This window comes from Bradyrhizobium sp. NBAIM14, from assembly GCF_020193895.1.
GTDB classification, from domain to species: domain Bacteria; phylum Pseudomonadota; class Alphaproteobacteria; order Rhizobiales; family Xanthobacteraceae; genus Bradyrhizobium; species Bradyrhizobium yuanmingense.
In genome coordinates this window covers 213,509-235,568 of sequence record NZ_JADYVQ010000010.1, presented here as the reverse complement: position 1 = coordinate 235,568, position 22,060 = coordinate 213,509, and the positions used below count along the sequence as shown (strand labels likewise).

General features: G+C 64.8%; 17 protein-coding genes. 9 read left to right on the top strand and 8 right to left on the bottom strand.

Going from position 1 to position 22,060, the window contains the following annotated elements; all coding sequences use genetic code 11:
• Nucleotides 1–134 precede the first annotated feature (134 nt).
• Both I6F28_RS23555 and I6F28_RS23550 read right to left on the bottom strand, forming a co-directional pair.
• Nucleotides 135–689 (bottom strand): ActR/PrrA/RegA family redox response regulator transcription factor, encoded by a 555-nt coding sequence (locus I6F28_RS23555; RefSeq protein ID WP_036002403.1) that lies wholly within the window; start codon nucleotides 687–689, stop codon nucleotides 135–137.
• 102 nt (nucleotides 690–791) lie between these two features.
• Nucleotides 792–2,114 (bottom strand): ActS/PrrB/RegB family redox-sensitive histidine kinase, encoded by a 1,323-nt coding sequence (locus tag I6F28_RS23550; protein ID WP_225141305.1) that lies wholly within the window; start codon nucleotides 2,112–2,114, stop codon nucleotides 792–794.
• 119 nt (nucleotides 2,115–2,233) lie between these two features.
• Between I6F28_RS23550 and I6F28_RS23545 the strand changes: the two genes are divergently transcribed.
• From I6F28_RS23545 to I6F28_RS23530, 4 genes are all read left to right on the top strand, one after another.
• Nucleotides 2,234–3,037, top strand: a complete 804-nt coding sequence (locus I6F28_RS23545) for an ABC transporter ATP-binding protein (RefSeq protein WP_036023980.1) — start codon at nucleotides 2,234–2,236, stop codon at nucleotides 3,035–3,037.
• A 211-nt stretch (nucleotides 3,038–3,248) separates the two neighbouring features.
• On the top strand, nucleotides 3,249–4,067 hold the full coding sequence (locus tag I6F28_RS23540) for an ABC transporter permease (protein ID WP_225141303.1): 819 nt from the start codon (nucleotides 3,249–3,251) through the stop codon (nucleotides 4,065–4,067).
• Nucleotides 4,068–4,188: 121 nt separating this feature from the next.
• Nucleotides 4,189–5,517 (top strand): polyhydroxyalkanoate depolymerase, encoded by a 1,329-nt coding sequence (locus tag I6F28_RS23535; RefSeq protein WP_025033269.1) that lies wholly within the window; start codon nucleotides 4,189–4,191, stop codon nucleotides 5,515–5,517.
• A gap of 217 nt (nucleotides 5,518–5,734) precedes the next feature.
• Nucleotides 5,735–6,574 (top strand): M48 family metallopeptidase, encoded by an 840-nt coding sequence (locus tag I6F28_RS23530; protein ID WP_036023974.1) that lies wholly within the window; start codon nucleotides 5,735–5,737, stop codon nucleotides 6,572–6,574.
• A gap of 324 nt (nucleotides 6,575–6,898) precedes the next feature.
• On the opposite strand, the gene I6F28_RS23525 is transcribed toward I6F28_RS23530, so the two are convergent.
• Nucleotides 6,899–9,109: a transglycosylase domain-containing protein gene (locus I6F28_RS23525; RefSeq protein WP_036023971.1), complete on the bottom strand. Its 2,211-nt coding sequence runs from the start codon at nucleotides 9,107–9,109 to the stop codon at nucleotides 6,899–6,901.
• A gap of 170 nt (nucleotides 9,110–9,279) precedes the next feature.
• Between I6F28_RS23525 and I6F28_RS23520 the strand changes: the two genes are divergently transcribed.
• The gene (locus I6F28_RS23520) at nucleotides 9,280–9,705 is read left to right on the top strand and encodes a DUF1330 domain-containing protein (RefSeq protein WP_036002330.1); all 426 of its coding nucleotides are present in this window, start codon (nucleotides 9,280–9,282) and stop codon (nucleotides 9,703–9,705) included.
• Nucleotides 9,706–9,873: 168 nt separating this feature from the next.
• Here I6F28_RS23520 and I6F28_RS23515 read toward each other — a convergent pair whose 3' ends face one another.
• Together I6F28_RS23515 and I6F28_RS23510 are read right to left on the bottom strand one after the other, a co-directional pair.
• Nucleotides 9,874–11,097 carry an ABC transporter substrate-binding protein gene (locus I6F28_RS23515; RefSeq protein ID WP_036002328.1) on the bottom strand — a complete coding sequence of 408 codons (1,224 nt, stop codon included), beginning with the start codon at nucleotides 11,095–11,097 and terminating at the stop codon, nucleotides 9,874–9,876.
• A 134-nt stretch (nucleotides 11,098–11,231) separates the two neighbouring features.
• Complete coding sequence (locus tag I6F28_RS23510) at nucleotides 11,232–11,615, bottom strand: DUF1304 domain-containing protein (RefSeq protein ID WP_081492917.1); 384 nt, start codon at nucleotides 11,613–11,615, stop codon at nucleotides 11,232–11,234.
• 72 nt (nucleotides 11,616–11,687) lie between these two features.
• Here I6F28_RS23510 and I6F28_RS23505 point away from each other — a divergent pair, with 72 nt between their 5' ends.
• Complete coding sequence (locus I6F28_RS23505) at nucleotides 11,688–12,218, top strand: methylated-DNA--[protein]-cysteine S-methyltransferase (RefSeq protein WP_036023966.1); 531 nt, start codon at nucleotides 11,688–11,690, stop codon at nucleotides 12,216–12,218.
• Nucleotides 12,219–12,226: 8 nt separating this feature from the next.
• Here I6F28_RS23505 and I6F28_RS23500 read toward each other — a convergent pair whose 3' ends face one another.
• The gene (locus I6F28_RS23500) at nucleotides 12,227–12,412 is read right to left on the bottom strand and encodes a hypothetical protein (protein ID WP_036023964.1); all 186 of its coding nucleotides are present in this window, start codon (nucleotides 12,410–12,412) and stop codon (nucleotides 12,227–12,229) included.
• Nucleotides 12,413–12,445: 33 nt separating this feature from the next.
• Nucleotides 12,446–15,235 (bottom strand): [protein-PII] uridylyltransferase, encoded by a 2,790-nt coding sequence (locus I6F28_RS23495; protein WP_225141300.1) that lies wholly within the window; start codon nucleotides 15,233–15,235, stop codon nucleotides 12,446–12,448.
• 248 nt (nucleotides 15,236–15,483) lie between these two features.
• Here I6F28_RS23495 and I6F28_RS23490 point away from each other — a divergent pair, with 248 nt between their 5' ends.
• The 3 genes from I6F28_RS23490 to I6F28_RS23480 all read left to right on the top strand — a co-directional run bounded on the left by I6F28_RS23490 (nucleotide 15,484) and on the right by I6F28_RS23480 (nucleotide 19,030).
• Nucleotides 15,484–15,993 carry an OsmC family protein gene (locus tag I6F28_RS23490; RefSeq protein WP_036002314.1) on the top strand — a complete coding sequence of 170 codons (510 nt, stop codon included), beginning with the start codon at nucleotides 15,484–15,486 and terminating at the stop codon, nucleotides 15,991–15,993.
• Between the two features lie 184 nt (nucleotides 15,994–16,177).
• Entirely contained in the window at nucleotides 16,178–16,987 is an 810-nt protein-coding gene (locus I6F28_RS23485; protein WP_036002311.1) for a hypothetical protein, read from the top strand.
• Between the two features lie 366 nt (nucleotides 16,988–17,353).
• Nucleotides 17,354–19,030, top strand: coding sequence for a methyl-accepting chemotaxis protein (locus I6F28_RS23480; protein WP_225130567.1), 1,677 nt, complete (start codon nucleotides 17,354–17,356; stop codon nucleotides 19,028–19,030).
• A gap of 120 nt (nucleotides 19,031–19,150) precedes the next feature.
• On the opposite strand, the gene mutS is transcribed toward I6F28_RS23480, so the two are convergent.
• A complete protein-coding gene (gene mutS / locus I6F28_RS23475) occupies nucleotides 19,151–21,889 on the bottom strand; it encodes a DNA mismatch repair protein MutS (protein ID WP_225141298.1) in 2,739 nt (912 codons plus the stop codon).
• Nucleotides 21,890–22,060 lie beyond the last annotated feature (171 nt).

Here is a 22,060-nt window from a genome sequence, read left to right as displayed (position 1 = left end):
GCCGCAGGAAAAGCGCACAGCGTCGCCCTGATCGCTTGCGCCAGGAAGCTCCTTATCTACGCCAACACCGTTGTTGCCCGAGGTACGCCCTGGCGTGAAAATACCGCCGCAACTTAATGGTTGCTACGAGACCGCTACCTCGGCGCGCGCTTCGCCAGGATCCGCTGCAAGGTACGCCGGTGCATGTTGAGCCGGCGCGCCGTTTCCGAGACGTTGCGGTTGCACATCTCGTAGATGCGTTGGATGTGCTCCCAGCGGACGCGGTCGGCCGACATCGGGTTGGCCGGCAGCTCGGATTTGTCCGTGTTGGTCGACAGCAGTGCGGCGACGACGTCGTCGGCATCCGCGGGCTTGGAGAGATAATCGATCGCGCCCATCTTCACCGCGGTCACCGCAGTGGCGATGTTGCCGTAGCCGGTCAGCACGATCGCGCGCGCATCCGGCCGCTTCTTCTTGAGCGCCGAGACCACGTCGAGGCCGTTGCCGTCGCCGAGCCGCAGATCCACCACCGCGAACGCCGGCGCCGATTTGCCGATCTGCGCAAGCCCGTCCGAGACCGTGTCGCATGATGTCACCGAAAAGCCGCGGCTCTCCATGGCCCGTGACAAACGCTCCAGAAACGGCTTGTCGTCTTCAACGATGAGCAGCGAGCGGTCGGTCTGTTCGTTCAGGTCGGCAATGGCGTTCAAGGTTGTTTCCTCTCTCCAGCGCATCGACATATGGCGTCGCAATCGCGCGGTGCCAAGGCGGCAAATGGTCGACCCGCCCCGTTGTGCGACGCAAGGTCGCGGCTATCCTATTGTTTCTTCGAGCGTCTCGATAGCCTCAAAACGCTGTCTCGGCCATGTGATCTGAACCACCGCACCATGGTCCGGAAAGATTCGGTTGGTAAACGAAACCTTCGCGCCGGTGCGCTCCAGCAAGGTGCGCGCGATGAAGACGCCGAGGCCGAGGCCGCGCCGTTCGCCGCCACCATCATCCTGGGGGCGTCGCCGCGACAGATAGGGCTCGCCGATCCGGTTGAGGATATCGGGTGGAATGCCCGGTCCGTCGTCGGAGATCACGAGCTCGATATGATCCTGGTTCCACCAGGCGTTCACCTCGACGGTGGTGCGGGCGAAATCGACCGCGTTCTCGACGATGTTGCCGATGCCGTAGAGGATCGCGGGATTGCGCGAGCCGACCGGCTCCGCCGCCGCGGCCACCGCGATCCGCACCTTGATCTCGACGCCGAAATCGCGATGCGGCGCCACCACCTCCTCGATCAGCTCCGACAGCTTCATGTGATCGAACGGCGCGCCGGTGGGGGAAAGCTGGGTGATCTTGCTGAGGATGTCGCGGCAGCGCTGGGTCTGCTCGCGCAAGGTCTTCAGGTCGGCGGCGATGCTTGGCTCCTTCACCGTCTTTTCCAGCTCGCGCGAGATCAGGAAGATCGTCGCGAGCGGCGTGCCGAGCTCGTGTGCGGCCGCGGCGGCAAGACCGTCGAGCTGGGTCAGGTGCTGCTCGCGCGTCAGCACCAGTTCGGTTGCGGCCAGCGCGTCCGCAAGCTTGCGCGCCTCCTCGGTCACCTGGAACGAGTAGAGGCTGGTGACGCCGATCGCGAGCGCAATCGAAAGCCAGACCCCGACGAGATAGACCGGCGGCAGCACCAGGGGATCCTCGGAATCCCACGGCAGCGGAAAATGGAAGAAGAACAGGATCGACGCGCAGGCCACCGCGAGCAGGCCGAGGCCGAAGGTGAAACGGGCCGGCAGCGCCGTGGCCGAGATCAGCACGGGCGCGAGGAACAGGAACGAGAACGGGTTCTGCAGTCCGCCGGTGAAGAACAACAGGCCGGCCAGCTCGACGATGTTCAGCGCGAGCAGGCCGGCCGCCTGCATCGGCTCCAGCCGCTGCATCGGATTGGCTGCGGTCTGGAGTGCGAGGTTGAGCGCCGCCGAGAGCGCGATGATGCTGACGCAGGGAATGATCTCGACGTTGAACTCCAGCCCCTGGGCCACGATGAAGATCGCGGCGAGTTGCCCCAGCACCGCCAGCCAGCGCAGCCGCAGGATCGTGTCCAGCCGGATATGCCGCTGCGCGTGATGGAAGTCGGAATCGGCAATTTTGGTCATATCGGCCAATGTGGCGGCGCCTTCCAAGGTCACGGACGCCGGGCTGACGGAACCGCCCGGTGAGGAGCCCTTACATCGAGCCTTGCGCTCGCCGATGCAATAGCAGAAGAACGGCCAGCATGACCGAGAATGGCAAGGCTTCAAGTCGGCCGACTGTCGCGGATCGAGATTCGTCCGCGGCAATTGCCGTCGATCACCTCGTCAAGGTCTACAAGCAGACCCGCGCCGTCGACGACATCTCCTTCTCGCTGCCGCGCGGCAGCATCACCGGGCTGCTCGGCGGCAACGGCGCCGGCAAGACCACGACCATCGCGATGATCATGGGCTTGGTGCTGCCGACCTCCGGCCGCGTGCAGGTGCTCGGTCACGAGATGCCGGACGAGAGTGCGTCCGTGCTGGGGCGGATGAATTTCGAAAGCCCCTATGTCGACATGCCGATGCGGCTCACGGTGCGGCAGAACCTCACCGTGTTCGGCAAGCTCTATGCGGTGAAGAACCTCACTGAGCGCATTGCCAGGCTCGCCGCCGATCTCGACCTCGGCGATTTCATCGACCGCGCCAACGGCAAGCTCTCCGCTGGGCAGAAGACCCGCGTTGCGCTGGCAAAGGCGCTGATCAACCAGCCGGAGCTGCTCTTGCTGGACGAGCCGACCGCCTCGCTCGACCCCGATACCGCCGATTGGGTGCGGGCGCATCTGGAGCGGTATCGCCGGGACAACAACGCCACCATTCTCCTCGCCTCGCACAACATGCTCGAGGTCGAGCGGCTCTGCGACCGCGTCATCATCATGAAGCGCGGCCGCATCGAGGACGACGACACGCCCGAGGCGATCATGGCCCGCTACAACCGCACCACGCTGGAGGAGGTGTTTCTCGACGTCGCCCGCGGCCGGGCAAACGGGGCGAAGGAGGCGGTGAGGTGAGGGAGAGCTGTAATCGTAACTTCAATGGAGCGACGTCATTCCGGGGCGCGCGGAGCGCGAGCCCGGAATCCATAACCACAGGCGGCAGCTGTGAGGCGAGACTGGTAAATCCGAGTCTTCGCCAAATTCAATCCTGTGATTATGGATCCCGGGTTCGCGACTACGTCGCGCCCCGGGATGACACTTTCCATCCCGGCCACAGGGTACGGCCATGACCGAGCTCTCCCTCCACCGCGGCATCTCGCTCCACCGCATCGGCGCGATGATCCTGCGCTATTGGTATCTGCTGCTGTCGTCCTGGCCGCGGCTGCTCGAGCTGCTCTATTGGCCGGCGCTGCAGGTCATCACCTGGGGCTTTCTCCAGTATTACATCGCCGAGAACGCCAATTTCTTCGCGCGCGCCGGCGGCACGCTGATCGGCGCCGTCATCCTCTGGGACATCCTGTTCCGCGGCCAGCTCGGCTTCTCCATCTCGTTCCTGGAGGAGATGTGGGCGCGCAACCTCGGCAATCTCATGATGAGCCCCTTGAGGCCGATCGAGTTTCTGTTGGCGCTCATGGTCATGAGCCTGATCCGGCTTGCGATCGGCATCATTCCGATGACCCTGCTCGCGCTGTTCCTGTTTCACTTCAACATCTATGCCCTCGGCCTGCCGCTGATCGCGTTCTTCTGCAATCTGATCTTCACGAGCTGGTCGGTCGGCATCTTCGTCTCGGGCCTCGTGGTGCGTAACGGCCTCGGCGCCGAGAGCATCGTCTGGACCTTGATGTTCGCAATCCTGCCGCTCGCCTGCGTCTACTATCCCGTCAGCGTGTTGCCGGTCTGGCTGCAATACGTCGCCTGGGCGTTGCCGCCGACCTATGCCTTCGAGGGAATGCGCGCGCTGCTGATCGAGCAGACCTTTAGGAGCGATCTGATGATCGAGGCGTTGCTCATCAACGCCGTCCTTTTGGTTGCATCTTTTGGGGCATTCCTTGCCCTTTTGCGCAGCGCAAAGCGGCACGGCTCGCTGCTGTCGGGCGGTGAATAAAGTCACTTTCCCGTGGATTCACGCTGATTTGGCGGTTTTCGGCACGTAGATGTACGGAACCATGCATTGACGCAATATTACGCATTCGGCAGTATGCTGCGATGCGAAGAGGAATATGACGATGCCTATTGGTGAGTTCGGCGGCGCACCGCCCCTGGCGGCAGAAGGCAGTCCGGTCCTGACGACGCCGATGTACTGGATGTACGAGATGGCGCACGCCTCTCTGAATCCGGCGCGTGCGGTCACCGACGCGACCAAGCTGCTGTTTCAGAACCCCCTCAATCCCTGGTCGCGCACCGAGGTCGGCAAGTCGGTCGCCGCGGCCTGCGAATTGTTCGAGCGCACCACGCGCCGCTACGGCAAGCCGGAATGGGGTCTCAACGACACCGAGGTCAACGGCATCCGCGTCCCCGTCGAGATCCGCTCGGTCTGGGAAAAGCCATTCTGCAAGCTGCTCTACTTCGACCGCAAGTTCGCCCGTCCGCTGCGCAGTCCGCAGCCGCGCGTGCTGATCGTGGCGCCGATGTCCGGCCATTATGCGACGCTGCTGCGCGGCACGGTCGAAGCCTTCCTGCCGGCGCATGAGGTCTACATCACCGACTGGGCCGATGCCCGCATGGTGCCCTTGAGCGAAGGCCGCTTCGATCTCGACGATTACATCGACTATGTCATCGAGATGCTGCATGTGCTCGGCGGCAACACCCACGTGATGGCGGTGTGCCAGCCCTCCGTGCCCGTCGTCGCGGCGGTCTCGATCATGGAAGCGCGGCGCGATCCGTTCGTGCCGACCTCAATGACGCTGATGGGCGGCCCGATCGACACCCGCCGCAATCCGACAGCGGTGAACAATCTCGCCCAGGAGCGCGGCATCGACTGGTTCCGCAACCACGTCATCACCAAAGTGCCGTTCCCGCATCCGGGCATGATGCGCGACGTCTATCCAGGATTCTTGCAGCTCAACGGCTTCATCAGCATGAATCTCGACCGGCACATGGATGCCCACAAGCAGCTGTTTGCCCATCTGGTGAAGGGCGACGGCGATCTCGCCGACAAGCATCGCGACTTCTACGACGAATATCTCGCGGTGATGGATCTGTCGGCCGAGTATTACCTGCAGACCGTCGACACCGTGTTCGTGAAGCACTCGTTGCCGAAGGGCGAGATGACCCATCGCGGAACCCGCGTCGATCCTTCCAAGGTCAAGCGCGTCGCGTTGATGACGGTCGAAGGCGAGAACGACGACATCTCCGGTCTCGGTCAGACCGAGGCGACGCACACATTGTGCAGCGCGATTCCCGATCATCGCCGCGTTCATTACGTCCAGAAGGGCGTCGGACATTACGGCGTGTTCAATGGATCGCGTTTCAAGTCGGAGATCGTGCCACGGATTCACGACTTCATGGTTTCGGCTGCGAATCCTGCTTCGTTGCAGGCGCTTGCGGCTGAATAACCTCGAATTTCGGCTTTCCCGTCGAAATTTCGGCCCCTGTCGCGGCCTCCGGCGGGCGCAACTCCACGCCAGATTCGCGGTATTTAGGTAGCTTTATAGGAGTGAGTCTGCCCTCACCCCTTGGGGGTGTTGCATGCGTCCAGCGGGGGCGAAAAAAGCCGGTTCCAACCCCAGTCTGTAGGGTCTCCCGGACGCCTGACCGCTGTATATTGGGCAAATGATTTGTTTTTGCGCCGAGCGCTTCCCATGGCGGCGGTTATGGCAGAATCCGGGCGCCCTCCTGCCCCCCGGACTGACAGACATGGCCACCCGCGCACTCCTTTATCGTAGGCCCCACGAACCGAAGACCCTCGTCATCACCCACGGATCGCAATTTTTTGCGATTCGGCTGCGCCGGCACCGCCGCGCGCGCCGTTACACGCTCAGAATCCATCCGAGCGACCGCGAAGCCATCCTCACCATGCCGCCGCGCGGCACGCTTGCGGAGGCCAAGGACTTCGCACAGCGTCACGGTGCGTGGATCGCAGCGCGCCTCGGCCGCTTGCCGAAGGCCGCACCGTTCCAGCCGGGCACGGTGATACCGCTGCGCGGGACGCCGCATCGCATCGTTCATCGCGCCGGCACCCGCGGCACGGTGTGGACCGAGGTGCGTGACAGCGGTGAGCGCATTCTCTGCGTCGCTGGCGGCCTCGAGCATGTCGATCGGCGCGTCAGCGATTTCCTCAAGCGCGAGGCGCGCCGCGACCTGCAGCGCTCGGCGGAGGTCTACGCGGCCGAGCTCGGGGTCAGGGTCAAGCGCCTCTCGATCCGCGATCAGTCCAGCCGTTGGGGCTCCTGCACCTCGGCCGGCTCGCTGTCGTTCTCCTGGCGGCTGATCCTCGCCCCGCCCTTCGTGCTCGACTACCTCGCCGCGCACGAAGTCGCCCATCTCGTCGAGATGAACCACTCGCCGCGCTTCTGGCGCGTCTGCGGCAAGGTCTGCCCGTCGATGGAGCGCGCCAAGAAGTGGCTCGACACGTACGGGAATGATCTGCACCGGTATGGCGTCGAGGATTAGTTCCTCGCAGATCAGGCCGCGCTCTCAGCGCTGTCATCGCCCGCGAAGGCGGGCGATCCAGTACGCCGCAGCAGCCGTTATGAATCTCGATGCCTCGGAGTACTGGATTCCCCGCCTTCGCGGGGAATGACAGGAGAGAGTGGGCAGGCATCACCGCTCCATTCTCGCCACACTTCGCGACGATTGCGCCGCTTGCCTGATTAATCCCGGCGCATCAACCGCTTCGCAGCATCCAGCGCGCATCGCGCCGGACCTCGTCTTCTACTGTGCATGGGGTTGTTTTCGCAGTTTGTGCTTTGAGGCCCGAAGGGTCCCAACCCACAACTACCGATTCCCGCCGAACAGCCGATCCATCAGCCAGCCATCGAGCCCCGCCGCCGCTTCCGGCCGGACATTGGCGCGCGTCGGAGGCGGCGGGCGATAGCCGCCGGCGTTCGGTTGTGGCGGTGCCGCGGGCGTCGGCGGCGACACCTGCGAGGCCGCCTGCGCGAGGTTCGACAGGCCCCAGCCGCCGGGTGAGCTCGGCAACGCCGCCACCGGCACGCCCTCGTGCGCGGCCTTCATGAAGCGCGACCAGACTTCGACCGGCAGGCCGCCGCCGGTCGCCTTCTTGGTCGGCGAGTTGTCGTCGTTGCCGAGCCAGACGCCGGTGACGAGACTCGCGGTGTAGCCGATAAACCAGGCGTCGCGATAATCCTGGCTGGTGCCGGTTTTGCCCGCCGCCGGCCAGCCCGGGATCTCCGCCTTCTTGGCAGTGCCCGAAACAAGCGTCTCCCGCATCATCGCGTTCATCATGCCGACATGGCGGGGGTCGATGACCTGGTTGCGCTCCTCCGCCTGGCGCATGTAGAGCAGCTTGCCGCTGACTGTCCTGATCCTTGTGACGACATGCGGCGCCACGGCGAGGCCGCCATTGGCGAACGGCGCATAGGCGCCGACCAGCTCGACCATGGAGACTTCGGAGGTGCCGAGCGCGATCGAGGCGTTGGGCTCGAGCTTGGAGGAGATGCCGAGGCGGTGTGCGGTGCGCACCACGTTCTTCGGCCCGACCTCGAGGCCAAGACGGATCGCGACGGTGTTGAGCGACATCGCCAGCGCCTGGGTCAGCGTCACCGCGCCGAAATATTCATGGGTGTAGTTCTCAGGACGCCAGCCCTTGACCTCGATCGGCGCGTCCTGGCGCATGGTGTCGGGCGTCAGCCCCTGCTCGAGCGCGGTCAGGTACACGAACGGCTTGAACGAGGAGCCCGGCTGACGTTTTGCGGTGACCGCGCGGTTGTACTGGCTGTCGGAATAGTTCCGCCCGCCCACCATGGCGCGCACTGCGCCGTCGGGCGTCATGGCGACCAGCGCGCCCTGGCTGACGTTGAACTTCACGCTCTTGGCCGCGAGCTCGTCGATGATGGCGGCTTCCGCCACGCTCTGCAGTTTCGGATCGATCGTGGTCTCGACCTTGATGCTCTCGTCGATCTGCCCGACCAGATCGTCCAGCACCTCGCCGATCCAGTCGGCGACATAGTTCACCGTGCCGGCGCCGGCCGGCTTCACGTTGTAGGAGGGATGGCCGATCGAGGCCTTCGCCTGCGCGTCGGTGATGAACTTCGCATCCGCCATCGCCGCGAGCACGATCTGGGCCCGCGCTTCGGCACCTTCCGGATTGCGGTTCGGGGCAAGGCGGGATGGCGACTTGACGAGGCCGGCCAGCATCGCGGCTTCCGCGACCGTCACGGCCTTCGCCGACTTGCCGAAATATTTCTGCGCTGCCGCCTCGACGCCGTAGGCGCCGGAGCCGAAATAGACGCGGTTGAGATAAAGCTCCAGGATCTCGTCCTTGGAATGCTTGCGCTCCAGCCAGATCGCGAGCTCCACCTCCTGCAGCTTGCGCCGGATAGTGCGCTCCTGGGTCAGGAACAGGTTCTTCGCGAGCTGCTGCGTCAAGGTCGAGCCGCCCTGCGAGACGCCGCGATGAAGCAAATTGGTGACGAGCGCGCGCAGGATGCCGACCGGGTCGATGCCGAAATGCGAATAGAAGCGGCGATCCTCGATCGCGATGAACGCCTTGGGCAAATACGGCGGCAGATCCTTCAGCGCGACATTGGCGCCGGCCATCTCGCCGCGCTGGGCCAGAATGCTGCCGTCGATGCCGACGATCTGGATCGTTGGCGGGCGCTTCGGGATCTCCAGCGACTGGATCGGCGGCAGATGCGCGCCGACATAGATCACGACGCCGATCACCGCGATGACGCCCCACAGGCTCAGCACCGCGCCCCAATAGACAAGGCGGCCGAGACCGAACCCGCCACGCGACTTCGCTCGACGCTTGGCGCCGCTGCGGCCGGCTGGCGCCTTGCGCTCGCGCGGCGGCTCGGTGCCGGCATCCTCGCTCTTGCGCTTGGCGGATGGTTTCGCGGATTTCTTCGGCTTGTCGTCGCCGCCGGGAACGCGGTCTGCCGGGGTGAGCCGCAGATCGGCGAGCGCCGCGGGCAAGCCGAACAGCGGCTCCTTCCGCGCACCCTTTTTCTTTCCCCACGCCATACGCAAAACGCCCGGTCAGCCCGCCCCGCCGAGACGCTAGCGGTCGCTGTTTAAGGCCGGGTTACCCCGGCGTTAACGCACGATTAGGAGATGCGGCATTCGCCGGCCGCAGTTCCGCTTCGGGGGCCGCAAGGCTAGGATCGCTCGTATCAATAAGATGAGGGAGCGCCATGGGCCATATCGATCCGACCAAGGAGATCTTCGCGCAATTCCGGGAGAACGATCGGCCGGGCCCGATCCACATGCTCAACCTGGTGCGCCTGCGCAAAGAGGCGGCCTATCCCGACGGCCGCAAGGCCAGCGGCGCGGAAGCCTATGCGGCCTATGGCCGCGAAAGCGGCCCGGTGTTCGAACGGCTCGGCGGGCGCATCGTCTGGCAGGGCAAATTCGAGCTGATGCTGATCGGCCCGCAGGAGGAACGCTGGGACCATTGCTTCATCGCCGAATATCCAACCGTCGCCGCCTTCGTCGAGATGATCCGCGACCCCGTCTATCGTGAGGCGGTGAAGCACCGCCAGGCCGCGGTGGAGGATTCGCGGCTGATCCGGCACGCCGTGCTGCCGGTCGGGAAGAACTTTGGAGAGATACCGACCTGAACGCCAAGTAGGAGGCTCTCTCGATCGTCATGGCCGGGCTTGACCCGGCCATCCACGGCTTCCTTGACGCCCCAACAACGTGGATGCCCGGGCCTTCGCCTCGCCGAAGCGGCTCCGGCCGCGCAGGCGGGACAAGCCCGGGCATGACGTCGCAGAGGCAGATGCGTTCTAGCCCGACGGGCCGGTGTCCTCGATGATCGGTCCGAACAGCTCCCAGCGCTCGCCGTTGAACTTCATCATCTGCATCTGCTTGTTGACGCGGTAGTCGTTCGGCCCGGTGTTGATCTTGATGCCGGGCAGCGCCAGGCTCGGCGTGTAGCCCTTGATATTGGCGGCCTGCTTCATGATGTTCGCACGCGTCAGATCGTCGCCGCATTGCTTCAAGACCTGCACCAAGAGCTCGGCGACCGAATAGGCGTAGGTGTTGATGGTGTTGAGCTTGTCACCTTCCGGGAAATACTTGTCCATGAAAGCGAAGAAAGCCTTCACGCCGGGATCGTCCTTCCACTGCGGGTCGCTCGGCTCCTTGCCGTAATTGGTCGAGATGATGCCCTTGGAGATGTCGAGGCCTGCCGGCTTCAGCGTCGCCGAAATCGGGCTCGCATTGATGTCGAGGATGTGCACCGGCGTCCAGCCGAGATCGGCAAGCTTCTTGATCGCCTGCGCCGCGAATTTCGGCGTCGAGGCGTTATAGAACAGGTCGACGCCCATCGACTTCAGCTTCACCACCTGCGAGTCGACGGTGGGGTCGGTCACCTCATACGACACCTCGCCGACGATCATGTTGGCCTTGTCGCCGAGGCCGCTCTTGAGGCCGGCAAGATAGTCGCGGCCCATGTCGTCGTTCTGGTAGAGCACGCCGATCTTGGCGTTGGGGTGATTGGCGAGAATGTATTTTGCGTAGATCCGCCCCTCGGACACATAGTTGGGATTGTAAGCGATGGTCCAAGGATAGTTCTGCGGATCGTTGAAGCGCGCGGCGCCGGTCGAGGCCAGCAGCTGAGGTACCTTCTTGCCGTTGAGGTACTTCTGCACGGCGGCGTTCGCGGCTGTGCCGATCAGCTGAAAGGTGAACAGGACCTCGTCGCCCTCGACCAGCTTGCGCACCTGCTCGACGGTCTTCGGCGGCGAATAGGCGTCGTCATACTGGATCAGGTTGATCTTGCGGCCGTTGATGCCGCCCTGATCGTTGATCATCCTGAAATATGCGGCCTGGGTCTTGCCGATATTGGCGTAGACCGAATAGGCGCCGGAGAACGGCACGGTCTGGCCAATCTTGATCTCGGTGTCGCTTGCGCCGGTGTCGTATTTCTTCTGGGCGAGGGCCTGGCTGGTCGAGACTGCGACGGCGAACGCCGCCGTGGCAGCTAGGAAGGCTCTGCGATTGTTCATGTTGGTTCGTTCCTCCTGACGGAATTTTAGGTCGATGGTCTTTCTCCGTTGATTGCAACGGTCGCCATCGCTGCCGAAGATTGTGGAGGAAGCTTCGCCGCAGCGCAAGGATCGCGGCGCCGCGCCGTAGCGTCTCAGGCGAGAAACATCGCAATCAGCGCGATTGCCGCCGGCAGCGCCTGCACGATCAGGATCCGCGTGCTGACGGTCGCCGCGCCATAGGCGCCGGCCACGATCACGCAGAGCAGGAAGAACACCTTGATCTGGAATGCGAAGGCCGGGTTGCCGTGGAACAGGCCCCAGACCAGGCCGGCCGCGAGGAAGCCGTTATAGAGACCCTGATTGGCGGCCAGCACCCTGGTGATCTCGGCCTTCTCGGGCGAATTCCGAAACACCTTCAGGCCCAGCGGCTTGTCCCAGAGAAACATCTCCAGGACGAGGAAGAAGACGTGCAGCGCCGCGACCAGCGCCACCAGGATATTGGCGATCAGGATCAAGGCGAGCTCCCCCAAAAGCATCAGCTTTCGGGTGGACGTTAGCACGGCCGCCGTGGCAAGTGCGATCGATGTGTTTCGATTGCTGGTGCCGCAATGTCCGCTCGATCAACCAAGGTGCCTGAACGCTTCGGTCTCGACCACCTGGCGACGCCGATCGGGATTGCGCTGCTCGTCACCGATGCCGAGGGCAAGCTGCGCGCGCTCGACTGGGAAGACTATGAGCACCGCATGCGCGATCTGCTGCGCCTGCACTATGGCACAGTGGATCTGCGTGATCAGCCTGCGCCGTCGGACATGCGGACCGCACTCTCGCGCTATTTCGACGGTGATCTCGGTCAGCTCCAGAGCATCGCATGGCGTATCGCCGGCACGCCGTTCCAGCAAAAAGTCTGGACCGCGCTCGCGCAGATCCCCGCCGGCACCACGATGAGTTACGGCGCGCTCGCCGCGAAGATCGACATGCCCAGGGCGATACGAGCCGTCGGCCACGCCAACGGCTCAAATCCGATCAGTGTGGTGCTCCCGTGCCATCGCCTGATCGGAGCGGACGGTTCGCTGGTGAAGTATGGTGGTGGCCTCGAGCGGAAGAGATGGCTGCTGCGGCACGAGGGGGTGGAGATTTGACGCGCAGCTCAGATGCTGTTCGGGTTAATGCGCGGATCCCCCTGTTTCCAGTCAACCCATTCCTCTGCGTCTCGAAGCGAAACAAAGTCGGCGATCGGAATGTCTGTTAGGTCAGCGCGCCGTTCGATCACACGCCATCCGCCCTGTTCGAGGCGCTGGATTATGTAAGATTCGACCGGAAGGTAATCAGTCATTGCGGCTGAGCCTTTTGGGATTGCGAGGCTGGTTCAAGCCGCCGGCTGCACCGCCTTGTCGCCGGCCATCACATGGGTCAGCGCGCTCTTGATCGCGGCCTGGCGCGTCGGCGCGTTGATCTGGGCGCCCAGCAGGTCGGTGACGTAGAACACGTCGCGCGCGCGCTCGCCGAAGGTCGCGACATGGGCCGAGGCGATGTTGAGATTGAGCTTGGAGATCGCGGTGGTCAGCTCGTAGAGCAGGCCGGGCCGGTCGAGCCCGGAGACCTCGATCACGGTGTAGCGATCGGACCATTGGTTGTTGATCGTCACCTCTGGTTCGATCACGAAAGGCTTCGCCTTGCTGCGCACGGTGCGCCGCGCCACCACTTCGGGCAGGCGCAGCTTGCCCTCCAGCACGTCCTCGATCATCTCACCGATGCGCGTGGCGCGCCGTCCCTCGTCCTCGTCGCGGTCGTATTCGCGCGAGATCGAGATGGTGTCGAGCGCGCGGCCGTCGGTCGTGGTGTAGATCTGGGCGTCGACGATGTTGGCGCCGGCCGAGGCGCAGGCGCCGGCGATGATCGACAGCAGCCAGGGATGGTCGGCGGCGAAGATCGTCAGCTCGGTGACGCCGCGCACCTCGTCGAAACCGACATTGATCGCGAGCTTGTGGCCGGCCTGCTCGCTGGAGCGGACGAAGCGGGCGTGCCGGATCTTGCGCGGCAGCTCGACCTTGAGCCAGTAGGCCGGATAGTGCCGGCCGATATAGGCGTCGAGCTCGTCGTTCGGCCATTCGGCGAAGGCCATGCGGAATTCGGCGTGCGCAGCGGCGAGGCGCTTGCCGCGGTCGACCTCTGAGAAGCCGCCGGTCAGCACCGGCTCGGTCTCGTAGTATAGCGAGCGCAAGAGCTGCGCCTTCCAGCCGTTCCACACGCCAGGGCCGACGCCGCGGATGTCGGCGGTGGTCAGGATGGTCAAGAGCTTCATCTGCTCCACCGACTGCACCACGGCAGCGAAATTCTCGATGGTCTTGCGATCGGAGAGGTCGCGCGACTGCGCGACTGTGGACATCGTCAGGTGCTCCTCGATCAGCCAGGCCACGAGCTCGGTATCGGCCGGGCTGAAGCCGAGCCGCGGGCAGAGCCGCCGCGCCACCTTGGCGCCGGCGATGGAGTGGTCCTCGGGCCGGCCCTTGGCGACGTCGTGCAGCAGCGTTGCGATGTAGATCACCGCGCGGTGCTCGGGCCGGGTCTTGCGGAACAGGTCGCTCGCCAGCGCGAACTCCTCGATGCCGCCGCGCTCGATGTCCTGGAGGAAGCCGATGCAGCGGATCAGGTGCTCGTCGACGGTGTAGTGATGATACATGTTGAATTGCATCATCGAGACGATCTTGCCGAAGGCGCGGATGAAATGGCCGAGTACGCCGGTCTCGTTCATCCGCCGCAGCACGATCTCGGCATTGTCGGAGGTCAGGATCTCCATGAACAGCCGGTTGGCCTCGGGATTTTCGCGCAAGCCCGCGTTGATCAGGCCGAGCGAGCGCGTCACGTCGCGCATCGCATCCGGATGGAAGGCGAGGTTGTTCTTCTGCGCGAGGCGGAAGATGCGGATCAGATTGACCGGGTCGTGCTTGAACACGTCGGGCGCGGCGACGTTGATGCGGTTGTTGTCGACGATGAAGTCGTCGCTGTCGGGGACGCGCCGCTTCACTGCGCTCGGTCGCAGCCGCGCCATCACCCGGCTCAGCACCGGCGCGGGCTTGGCCTGCTGGTCCTCGAGCTTGGCGCAGAGGATGGCGGTGAGGTTGCCGACTTCCTTGGCGACCAGGAAGTAGTGCTTCATGAAGCGCTCGACGTCCTGCATGCCCGGATGCGAGGTGTAGCCGAGACGTATCGCGATCTCGCGCTGGAGATCGAAGGAGAGGCGCTCCTCGGCGCGGCCACAGTAGAAATGCAGGTTGCAGCGCACCGACCAGAGGAAGTCGGCGCAGCGGCGGAAGCTGCGATATTCCTGCGCGTCGAACACGCCGCGCCCGACCAGCTCGTGGGTGTCGCGGACGCGGTAGACGTATTTGGCGATCCAGAACAGTGTGTGCAGGTCGCGCAAGGCCCCCTTGCCGTCCTTGACGTTGGGCTCGACCAGATAACGCGACTGGCCGCCGCGGCGGTGTCGCTCCTCGCGCTCGGCGAGCTTTGCGGTGACGAATTCGGACGCGGTGCCCTGCACCACTTCCTTGTCGAAGCGCTCGACCAGGTCGTCGTAGAGCGGCTTGTCGCCGGTCAGGAAGCGCGTCTCCAGGATCGCGGTCCGGATGGTCATGTCGCCGCGCGCCTGCCGGATCGATTCATCGACCGATCGCGTGGCGTGGCCGACCTTCAACCCCATGTCCCAGAGGCAATAGAGGATCGCTTCGGCGACCTGCTCGCCCCAGGCGGTCTGCTTGTAGGGCAGGATGAAGAGCAGATCGATGTCCGATTCCGGCGCCATCAGCCCGCGGCCGTAGCCGCCGGTCGCCACCACCGCCATGCGCTCGGCGCCGCTCGGGATCGGCGAGCGGTAGAGATGGCGCGTCGCGGCCGAATACAGGATGCGGATGATCTCGTCCTGCACGTGGCACAGCCGCTCGGCGCAGCGGCGGCCGTGGCGGTCCTTCAGAAGGATCGCCTGGGCGGCGGCGCGCGCCGCGATCAGCTCCGCCTTGAGCAATAGCGCCATCGCCGTGCGGAACGCGTCCTCGCGCCCCTCGTGCTTCTCGGCAAGCGCATCGACCGCGGCGGTGATCCGCGCGGTATCGAAGCGCTCGTCCACCTGTGGCTTCTGCTCAGTCGCGACGCTGTCCATGTCTTACCGGATATAAATATAAGAGGTGACAGGCGCTGTCACGAGACATTCGCAAGGGACGACCGGCGAGTTTCGCCATGCAGATGAATCGGCTTCGATACCGATATCGGCGCCTGGGGTAACGTCATGAATGTGCTCAGATTTTTCTCCTGGATCCCGGCTGGTCATGACTGCCTCCACCAATCATGGGCTGACACAAAACCAATCGCGCTCTATACCGCTCGTCGATATCCCCGGGAGAGAACAAGATGGACGCTGCAGAGCTGCGCCAGATGCAGGCCCCGATCAAGGAGCGCTACAAGACCGATCCCAAGGCTGCGCTGATCACGCTGAAGGCCAAGGGCTCCACCGATAGCGAAGGCATTGCGTGCAAGGTCGAGACCGGCCGCGCTATCGCGATGGCCGGCCTGCACCCGGGCACAGGCGGTTCCGGCCTCGAGCTTTGCTCCGGCGACATGCTGCTCGAAGCCCTGGTCGCCTGTGCCGGCGTCACGCTGAAATCGGTCGCGACCGCGATCGAGGTGCCCTTGAAGACCGGCAACGTCTACGCCGAGGGCGATCTCGATTTCCGCGGCACGCTCGGCATCGACAAGGAGACCCCGGTCGGCTTCGCCGAGATCCGCCTGCGCTTCGAGGTCGACACGTCAGCGCCGCAGGACAAGCTCGATCTGCTGCTCAAACTCACCGAGCGGTATTGCGTGGTCTATCAGACCATCAAGAACGGCCCGAAGGTTTCGGTGTCGATGCAAAGGATGTAAGACGCAGGTCGTCATTCCACCGATTGGTGTCGTCCCGGGGCGCGCCGCTTGGCGCGAGCCCGGGACCCATAATCCCCGGCCGTCGGGATTTTCGGACGGTCGTTGCTCCTAGCTCTTAAGCCACCATGGCCTGTGGTTATGGATTCCGGGCTCGCGCTTCGCGCGCCCCGGAATGACAGATAAAATGTCCCTCGACCTCCACTTCCTCCTCTTCCTGCTCCTGCGCATGGCGATCGCGGCGGCGTTCGTGGTGACGGCATCGATCATCACCGAACGCTCGGGACCCGTGATCGGCGCGCTGATCGCGACCCTGCCGGTCTCGGCCGGGCCGTCCTACGTCTTCCTTGCGATCGATCATGACGCCGCGTTCGTCGCCCAGGGCGCGCTGGCGAGCCTGCCGGTCAATGCGGCAACGATCTTGATGTGCCTCACTTACGTTGTGCTGTCGCAGCGGCACACTCTCGTGGTGAGCTGCGGAAGCGCTTTCGCGGTATGGATCGGGATGGCCTCGATCATCCGCCAGTTCGACTGGTCGCTCGCCGCGGGGCTCGCCGCCAATCTGATCGCGTTCGGCATCTGCATTCCACTGCTCGCGCGCTATCGCCATGCGAAGATGCCGCTGGTGACGCGCCGCTGGTACGATGTGCCGATGCGCGCTGCGCTGGTTGCGACCCTTGTCGCCATCGTGGTTTCGACATCGAGTTGGGTCGGCCCGCGCATCAGCGGCATCATTGCGCTCTTTCCCGTGGTGTTCTCCAGCATCATGGTCATCCTGCATCCGCGCATCGGTGGACCGCCGACCGCTGCCGTGCTCGCCAACTCCGCCTGGGGCCTGCTCGGATTTGGCATGGCGATTGCGGTCCTGCACGTTGCAGTCGTGTGGTTCGGCTCCGCCGCCGGCTTGTGCCTCGCGCTCGCAACCTGCGTGGCATGGAATCTGACGCTGTGGAGAATAGGACGGCGCGCCTTGCGCCGCACGCGGCCGATGCCGTGAGACTACGGATATGCGCGACGCGACGTCGCGAGAAGCCGATGTGGCCCGCTCGGATCAACCGTTGAATGAGCGCCATCATTTCAAGTCCTGCCGTACTGTTCCGGTGTGAGCTCCAGCGGCTCCTCGCGCTGACATGCTGATAACCCCCGTCGAATTCCCGACAGTAAAATTAGAACTTTGTTCGAGCTTTTGCCGTAAAGAATCAGGCTGCTCGCCCGCTTCGTTGCTGTCCGACCATCGCGACGGACCTTCCAATCGGATCTGGGGGAGACGCAGATTGGAATATGTCAGCACTGCTGCGCGATCAGTTCCTCGATACTGACGAGCATATCCCCCTTCGGCTCAATTCGAGATGGAGATTTCCTGATGTTCGGCCGTAAATTCCACACTGATGCACAATCGCGGCTCGATGCCATCGGCCGTTCGCAGGCGATGATCGAGTTCAATCTTGATGGGACGATCATCACGGCCAACAAGAATTTTCTCGACGCACTCGGCTACCGTCTCGAGGAGATCCTGGGCAAGCATCACTCGATGTTTGTGCCGGCCGACCAGCGCGACAGCGCCGAGTACAAGGCGTTTTGGGCCGCATTGAACCGTGGCGAGTATCAGGCGCGCGAGTTCAAGCGGATCGCGAAAGACGGCCGCGAGGTCTGGATCGAAGCATCCTACAATCCGGTGCTCGACGGCAACGGCAAGACGGTGATGGTCGCCAAGATTGCGACCGACATCACCGAGAAGAAGATCCGCAGCATGACGGACGCCTCCAAGATCGCTGCCATCAGCCGCGCCCAGGCCGTCATCGAGTTCAAGCTCGACGGCACCATCCTCTCGGCCAACGAGAATTTCTGCAAGGCGCTCGGCTATTCGCTCGACGAGATCAAGGGCAAGCATCACAGCCTGTTCGTGGCCGAGGCCGACCGAAACAGCCCGGCCTATCGCGAATTCTGGGCCGCGCTCAACCGCGGCGAATACCAAGCCGGCGAGTTCAAGCGGATCGGCAAGGGCGGCCGCGAGGTCTGGATCCTTGCCTCCTACAATCCGTTGCTCGACGAAAACGGCAAGCCGTACGGCGTGGTCAAGTTCGCGACCGACGTCACCGCGGAGAAGCTGAAGAATGCCGATCTCGCCGGCCAGATCGCGGCGATCGACAAGGCCCAGGCGGTGATCGAGTTCAACATGGACGGCACGATCATCACCGCCAACGCCAACTTTCTCGGCGCGCTCGGCTATTCGCTGGCCGAGATCAAGGGCCGCCACCACAGCATGTTCGTCGAGCCCTCCGAGCGCGACGGTGCCGGCTATCGCGAGTTCTGGGCCGCGCTCAATCGTGGCCAGTACCAGGCGGCGGAGTACAAGCGCATCGGCAAGGGCGGCAAGGAGGTCTACATCCAGGCCTCCTACAATCCGATCCTCGACCTCAACGGCAAGCCGTTCAAGGTCGTGAAATACGCCACCGACGTCACCAAGCAGGTCCTGGTCCGCATGGGCAACGAGCGCGTGCGGGGCATGATGGAATCGGTCGCCGCCGGCTCGGAGGAGCTCAACGCCTCGGTGCGGGAGATCTCCGAGGCCATGACCAAGTCGCGCGAGACCGCGATGGGCGCGGTCGAGCAGGTCGGCGCCGCCGACGCGCAGGCCCAGCGCCTCACCGAGGCCGCGCAGGCGATGAGCGGCATCGTCGAGATGATCAACAACATCACGGGGCAGATCAACCTGCTCGCGCTCAACGCCACGATCGAATCGGCGCGCGCGGGCGAGGCCGGCCGCGGCTTCGCGGTGGTCGCTTCCGAGGTCAAGAGCCTCGCCAACCAGGCCAAGCAGGCGACCGACAAGATCGGCCAGGAGATCGGCAGCCTCAACAGCATCTCCGGCGACGTCGTCAGCGCGCTCGGCTCGATCAAGCAGGCGATCAACAATGTCAGCGAGTACGTGACCTCGACCGCCGCCGCGATCGAGGAGCAGAGCACGGTGACCAACGAGATGTCGACCAGCATGCAGCGCGCCGCCGCGGAAGCGGCGGCGATCGCGGCGCGGGGCTAGGCCGGGCTCGGAATTGCAGGGTGGGCAAAGGTGCGCTCTTTGCGCGCCGTGCCCACCATCTCTCCCCGATCGCTTCATGGAGCAGTGGGCACGCTCCGCTTCGCCCACCCGACGGCACCGTCACTGCTTCGGCAGTTTCGCCTTCAGCGCATACAGAGCATCGAGCGCCTCGCGCGGCGACATCTCGTCGGGGTGCAGCGCCTTCACCGCCTCCATCAGCAGCTCCGCTTCGCTCGGCGGCGCGGCTTCAGTGGCGGCGCGCGAAGGGACAGCGAACAGCGGCAGATCGTCCACCAGGGCTCGCGCGGTCTGGCCGCGGTCCTGCGCCTCCAGCTTGGACAGCACCGATTTGGCGCGCGTGATCACCGCCGGCGGCAGGCCGGCGAGTTTCGCCACCTGGATGCCGTAGGAGCGGTCGGCCGAGCCCGGCAGCACCTCGTGCAGGAACACGACGTTGCCCTGCCATTCCTTCACCCGCACCGTGGCGTTGAACATCCGCGGCAGTTTCGCCGCGAGCGCGGTCAGCTCGTGATAATGCGTCGCGAACAAGGTTCGGCAGCGGTTGCTCTCGTGCAGATGCTCGATCGCGGCCCAGGCGATCGAGAGGCCGTCGAAGGTCGCGGTGCCGCGGCCGATCTCATCCAGGATGACGAGCGAGCGCTCGCCGGCCTGGTTCAGGATCGCCGCGGTCTCGACCATCTCCACCATGAAGGTGGAGCGGCCGCGGGCGAGATCATCGGCGGCGCCGACGCGCGAGAACAGGCGGTCGACGATGCCGATCCGCGCGCGCGTCGCCGGCACGAAGCTGCCGATCTGGGCCATCAAGGCGATCAGCGCGTTCTGGCGCAGGAAGGTCGATTTACCGGCCATGTTGGGACCGGTGAGCAGCCAGAGCTGGCCGGACCTCTGGGCCGGCGCAGGCGACAGGTCGCAGGCGTTGGCGATGAACGGCTCGCCGTTGCGCTTGAGCGCCTGCTCGACCACGGGATGGCGGCCGGCCTCGATGGCAAAGCTGAGCGAGCCGTCGACCTCGGGCCGCACATAGTTCTCGTCGACAGCGAGCTTGGCCAGCGAGGTCGCGACGTCGAGCAGCGCAAAGCCTTGCGCTGCGGCCCGCAGATCGTCGCTGATCGCGAGCGCCTTGGCGCAGAGCCGCTCGAAGATATCGAGCTCGAGGCCGAGCGCTCGGTCGCCGGCATTGGCGATCTTGGCCTCGATCTCGCCGAGCTCGGACGTGGTGAAGCGCACCTGTCCCGCCAGCGTCTGGCGATGGATGAAGGTCGCGTTCAGCGGCGGCGACATCAGCTTGTCGCCGTGCTGGGCGGTGACCTCGACGAAATAGCCGAGCACGTTGTTGTGCCGGATCTTGAGGCCTTTGACGGAGGTCGCATCGGCGTAACGGGCCTGCATCGAGGCCACGACCAGACGCGAGGCATCGCGCAGGTTTCGCGCTTCGTCCAGCGCCGGCTCGTAGCCCTGACGCACGAAGCCGCCGTCGCGCTTGATCAGCGGCAGCTGCTCGTCCAGCGCGCTGGCGAACTCGGCTGCGAGCGCGCGCGACGGCCGCTGCAGCGCTGCCATCACCGCCGCGATCTCCTGCGGCGGCTGATCCATTTCGGAGAGCCGCGTCAGCACCTGGTCGGCGGCGATGATGCCGTCGCGGATGCCGGCGAGGTCGCGCGGCCCGCCGCGGCCGACCGAGAGTCTGGCCAGAGCGCGCGACATGTCGGGCGCGCCGCGCAGGATGCTGCGGATGTCCTCGCGCGCGGCGGAATCGGCCACGAAGGTGCTGACCGCGTCTAGCCGCCGCGCGATCGCAGGCGCATCGGTCAGCGGCGCGGCCAGACGCTGCGCCAGCAGGCGGGAGCCTGCCGAGGTCACGGTGCAGTCGATGGCATCGAGTAGCGAGCCGCGGCGTTCGCCGGCGAGCGTGCGCGTCAGCTCGAGATTGGCGCGCGTCGCCGGATCGATCGCCATGGTCGCACCCGAGGCTTCGCGCGCGGGCGGCGAGAGCGGCGGATGCTTGCCGACCTGGGTGCGGTCGACATAGGTGACGGCGGCGGCCGCCGCGGTGGCCTCCAGGCGCGTCAGCTGCGCGAGCCCGTCCATGGTCGCGACGGCAAAGTAGTCGCAGAGCCGCTTCTCGGCGGTCGCGCCGTCGAAGACGTCGCGAGTCAGCGGCGTCACGGCCGGCAGCTCGCGCAAGGTCTGGCCGAGCTCGTTGTCGCCAAAGAGCGCGTCGGTGACGATCGCCTCGTTCGGGTTGATGCGCGCCAGCGTCGCGGCGAGCTCGCCGCCCGAGACCTCGGTGACCATGAATTCGGCCGTCGAGATGTCGATCCAGGCAAGGCCGAAGCGGTCGCCGCCGGCGGAGGAGCGGGCGCGCGCGATCGCCAGCAGGTAATTATTGGCGCGCGCATCCAGCAGTGTGTCCTCGGTCAGCGTGCCCGGCGTCACCAGCCGCACCACGCCGCGGCGTACCACGCTCTTGTTGCCGCGCGCTTTCGCCGCCGCGGGATCCTCGGTCTGCTCGCAGACCGCGACCCGATGCCCGGCGCTGATGAGACGATGCAGATAATCCTCTGAGCGCTCGACCGGCACGCCGCACATCGGGATATCCGCGCCCTGGTGCTTGCCGCGCTTGGTCAGGACGATGCCGAGCGTCTTTGAAGCGATCTCGGCATCCTCGAAGAACAGCTCGTAGAAGTCGCCCATCCGGTAGAACAGCAGCAAGCCCTGATGCGCCGCCTTGATCTCCAGATACTGCTCCATCATCGGCGTGACGCGCGCGGCAGCCTCGGCCTGCGGCGCGGGCGTGTCATCGGCGGGCGGAACTTGTATCGGCTGTTGCATCGTCATGGGCGGCGCAACCTACAAAATTTCGGCACCTGCTCCTATTTGCTTTGCCGGGGAAGCGAAGGTTTTCCACGTTGTCCGTGTAGCGCATGCGGCTGCCACATTTTCCGCCGTCATTCCGGGATGCGCCGGAACGGCGCAGGCCCCGAATCCATCGGGCCGCACGTCACGCCG